This window comes from Streptomyces sp. MUSC 14 (assembly GCF_001866675.1).
Taxonomy (GTDB): domain Bacteria; phylum Actinomycetota; class Actinomycetes; order Streptomycetales; family Streptomycetaceae; genus Streptomyces.
On record NZ_MLYN01000124.1, the window covers coordinates 1 to 1,196 of the forward strand.

The following is a 1,196-nucleotide window of genomic DNA, read 5'->3' on the forward strand; positions in this document are numbered from 1 at the left end:
TCCCTGTCGGTGCGGGCCCGGCTGGCGCCGGCGCTGTCGCCTCAGGTGGCGGCGGTGCTGGCGCGTCATCCGCTGCGGGAGCTGGTCACGGCCTCCGAGGCGATGCCGCTGCTGGTGGAGCGGGAGCGGGCGCTGTTCGGGTCGTGGTACGAGTTCTTCCCGCGTTCGGAGGGCACCGCCGAGCAGCCCCACGGCACCTTCCGTACGGCCGCCCGCCGGCTGGAGGCGATCGCCGCGATGGGCTTCGACGTCGTCTACCTGCCGCCGGTCCACCCCATCGGCACGACCTTCCGCAAGGGCCCCGACAACACCCTCGCCGCCGGTCCGGACGACGTCGGGGTGCCGTGGGCGATCGGCTCCCCCGAGGGCGGCCACGACGCCCTGCACCCGGCGCTGGGCACGTTCGAGGACTTCGACCACTTCGTGGGCCGGGCCGGGGAGTTGGGGATGGAGGTCGCCCTCGACTTCGCGCTGCAGTGCTCCCCGGACCATCCCTGGGTGGACAAGCACCCCGACTGGTTCCACCACCGGGCCGACGGCACCATCGCCTACGCGGAGAACCCGCCGAAGAAGTACCAGGACATCTACCCCGTCGCCTTCGACGCCGACCTGGACGGCCTGGTCGCCGAGACCGTGCGGATCCTGCGGCACTGGACGGACCACGGGGTGCGGATCTTCCGGGTCGACAACCCGCACACCAAACCCGTCGTGTTCTGGGAACGGGTCATCGCCGAGGTCAACGGCACCGACCCGGACGTCATCTTCCTCGCCGAGGCCTTCACCCGCCCCGCGATGATGCACACCCTCGCCCAGATCGGCTTCCAGCAGTCCTACACCTACTTCACCTGGCGCAACACCAAGCACGAACTCACCGAACACCTCACCGAGTTGACGGGCGAGGCCGCCGCGTACATGCGGCCGAACCTGTTCGCCAACACCCCGGACATCCTGCACGCCTACCTCCAGCACGGCGGCCGCCCCGCCTTCGAGGTCCGCGCCGTCCTCGCCGCCACCCTCTCCCCCGCCTGGGGCCTCTACAGCGGCTACGAACTGTGCGAGAACACCCCGCTCAAGGACGGCAGCGAGGAGTACCTCCACTCCGAGAAGTACCAACTCCGGCCCCGCGACTGGGAGTCCGCCGAACGGGACGGCCGCAGCATCGCCCCCCTCATCACCCGGCTCAACACCCTCCGGCG

The 1,196-nt window shown here is 70.7% G+C and carries 1 protein-coding gene; it reads left to right on the forward strand.

Going from position 1 to position 1,196, the window contains the following annotated elements; genetic code table 11:
* Positions 1-1,196, forward strand: a 1,196-nt coding sequence (locus tag BIV25_RS45735) for a maltotransferase domain-containing protein (RefSeq protein WP_143076845.1), incomplete at both ends; no start/stop codon positions are given.